The 3,203-nt window shown below is 47.8% G+C and carries 2 protein-coding genes; both read right to left on the reverse strand.

Annotation, left to right across the window (positions count from 1 at the left end; genetic code table 11):
• Positions 1 to 58 precede the first annotated feature (58 nt).
• Complete coding sequence (locus ACW14G_RS22705; protein ID WP_455648843.1) at positions 59 to 652, reverse strand: retention module-containing protein; 594 nt, start codon at positions 650 to 652, stop codon at positions 59 to 61.
• 781 nt (positions 653 to 1,433) lie between these two features.
• A partial coding sequence (locus tag ACW14G_RS22710; RefSeq protein ID WP_455648844.1) for a hypothetical protein occupies positions 1,434 to 3,203 on the reverse strand: 1,770 nt, incomplete at its 5' end.

A 3,203-nucleotide genomic window follows, 5' to 3' on the forward strand; every position in this document is an offset into this window, starting at 1 on the left:
CCACCTCCTCCGCCACTCTTTCTTTTACTTAATCTTCTCCTTCATCTTCTTCTCCTTCCTATTCTTCTTCTGCTTCTGCATCTTCTTCGGCATCTGCTTCGGCATCGGCATCAGCATCCGCATCCGCATCAGCGTCTGTATCATCTCCGGTGGTGATATTTTCATCCGGATTAAGAATGGTCTGTTCTTCTACAATATCCGTATCGGGAAAATCCAGGCCTTCCGTAGGGTAGCCAGCGGTAGGGTCGACCACTTCACCGGTCAGATCCAGTATCACATGCGTGTGTGAGCCGCCGACGCCAGGTGCGCCACCGCTTTCAACGATGGTTTGCGGGCCAGCTGCGGTGGCTTCAAGTATTTGGGTCGGGTCCTGACCATCGGCAATAGCCTGCTGTATGGCTGCGACGTCAGTAGGAGTGGTTTCAGGAGTCGTAGTAGGGGAGATGCTTGCGCTGTCCCAGAGGCTATCGCGCCCAAGATCGAGATTTTTGCCATTTGCCAGGCTTACCGTGACTGCGCCATCGGCACCTGTTTCAATTTGTTCGCCGGCAAAAATTTTATCCCCTTCCACCAGTAAGCGTCTGCTTCCGTCAGGTGAAATAGCGAAGGCCTGTCCTATAATCGCTTTTATTATTCCGGTTACATCAGCCATATCTTACTCCTCTTAATCTTACGTGAACGGTTCCATTTGTTCATGGCTCATAGAGTTGTGGTGTATTACGTTGCTCCATGACAGCACCTGCGACACAAAACACTACAGCTAATACTTTTTGTGAGTGTGCTGATAGTATTCCAGCCCCTCATGGAGATGAGGTCTGGTAAATAAAAGCTGGCTATAGTGGTAAGGTAATATGCAAAAAAAACGCTTTCTTTGATTTTAATGTCGTTTTGGTAAGAATTTTCTGTAAAGAAATTAGGATGTGATTATTTTCCGTAGGTGAGTAAGTTGCATATGGAGATTATTATTGATGTCTTTTAATGTAACTCATTGATACTTAATTAAGTTAATTATCTTTATGTATTTTTTTAGCCACGTTCAGCAATGTTTTTGCATTATAAGGTTATAACTTTTTGATAATAAATGAGGTGTTCTGATACTTGATTCCTGGCTGGTTTTTATTCCAGTGTTACCTCTAATACATAAGATTATCTTGTTGTAAGAAAAGGATATATGATTTGGAATGTTTTAGTTTTATTCATATTATTGATTAATTAATTTAACCTGTTAACGTATTGGGTAACGCATATTGGTTAGAATAACGTGATTTCGTATCTATAATTGTTTTGTTGTAGGTATTTTATGGTGGTAATACGTAATATCAGACCATCTGGTATAAAAAAATAGATAAGAAAGATTGGTTTATATACTTAGGGTTTTTGAATGTATTCGACAGTGGAAAAGAAAAGGGCTAGCCTGCGCTAGCCCTTTTGTATTAGACATCCGTATCTGGTTGCGCGATAAGACTATCAAGTTCGGCAGCCTCATGAACACCCCAGTGTTCCCCACCGTCGCTATCCGAGCTTTCAGCTGGCACGTCCTGAACGTGTCCTGCCGCCGGGTCGTTATCAGCAGGGTCAGCAACCTGAATCAGTGAGCTGAGATCTTTGGCGTCATCATCATGGATAATGTCGCTGAGATCGATAACCTTCACCTGATTCGACTCGCTGTTTTCGACCGTTGCTGAGTTGTCCGTCGGTGTTACCTCACTCTGCGCGGTATCGGCGCTGTTCAACTGGCTATCGATATCATCGAGCAAGAGAGTAAGCGATGTTTCCGGGCTTTCTTCAGCAGTTTGCGTCAGCGACGCATCCTGATCGACATTGCTCAGATCGAGATCATCGTGGTCAACCAACAGGGTCGAGGTATCCTGTTCCGTTGCTGCGTTATCGCCTGTTGTTTCCGCGTTATCCGTTCCGTCCACGTCTGCGTCAACGCTGTGGTCAGCGGCGCTATCGCCTTCAATTTGATCTGCTGTCGACGCGTCTTCCGACGGCTCTGCTGAACCTGTCTCTTGCGTTTGATCTGTGCTGGCACTGTCATCGGTTGTATCCGTTGACGCAGTCGTCTCCGTATGATCGTCCGATGTATGCTCCGGCGAACTATCGGTGCTATCCGCAGTATCGACGTGATCGGCAGTCGCGTGGTGCACATTGTCATCTGCGCTCATCAGAGTAGCCGAGTCGCTATCCGCGTGATGATCTTCGTCGCCAGTGATGGCGATCGCGTGATCGCCACTGTTGGCATCGATATCGCCTGACGAGTGCGATGAACCATCAACCTCAGTGGTGATTTCCACTTTGATCGACCCAAGATCGTCTATCTGAGTCGATGAGGTAAAGGTGAGATCCATATCCAGGTTGCTATCACCGGTGATATCGATAACCACATTTCCATGCGCATCAACCGTATAGTCTTCGCCGTTGTAGCTGATCGTCGTCCCCGGCGGCAACCCGGTGAGTTTGATCGACGAGATATGGTCATTACCCGCAGCACCATCGAGGTTCGCATCAATGTTCAGCTCATACTGCCAGGTGGTATGGGTATCCGGATGTGAAGGATCCAGACCTTCTTTCCCGTCACCGGAAATAACCTCACTCACCCGGTTGTTGCCGCCATACGTTTTACCGTTAATGGTGACGTTTACGCTTTCGTAATAGTTGATGCTGTTATTGACGTTGGCTGAGCCCGCAGACGAGCTCCAGCTTGATGAGCCCGGAACAAAGATGTAGTCGTTGGCGTTACTCGACGTCGGCTCCCGATTCCCGTTCACCGCGTTCATTGAATGCTGTGTGCCATCACCTTGGGTATAGGTACTGTCTTCATGGAGTACGAAGATATCTGTTTTACCCTCGTTACCCTGCGCATTACCCTGGTCGTAAACGTGAATATTTTCAGCAGGAATATCGCTGGAAACGTATTTTCCAATATCCCCTGCCGAAACCCAGACCACCACGTTGGCGCCAACCGCGACGATCATTCCGTTGCTATCGACGTCAAAACCATTTCCGCTTGGATCTTTACTGCCGCCGTTTACCTGCGTGACTTTCGATGACTCCGTTGCGGTCACATTGACGTTGAGGGTGACGTTGGAGTCAGCGTCAGAGTCGGCATCGGCATCACTATCCGAGTCAGCATCGCTGTCTGCGTCACTGTCGGCATCCGAGTCACTGTCAGAATCGGAGTCACTGTCAGAATCGGAGTC

Source organism: Kluyvera sp., from assembly GCF_965301105.1.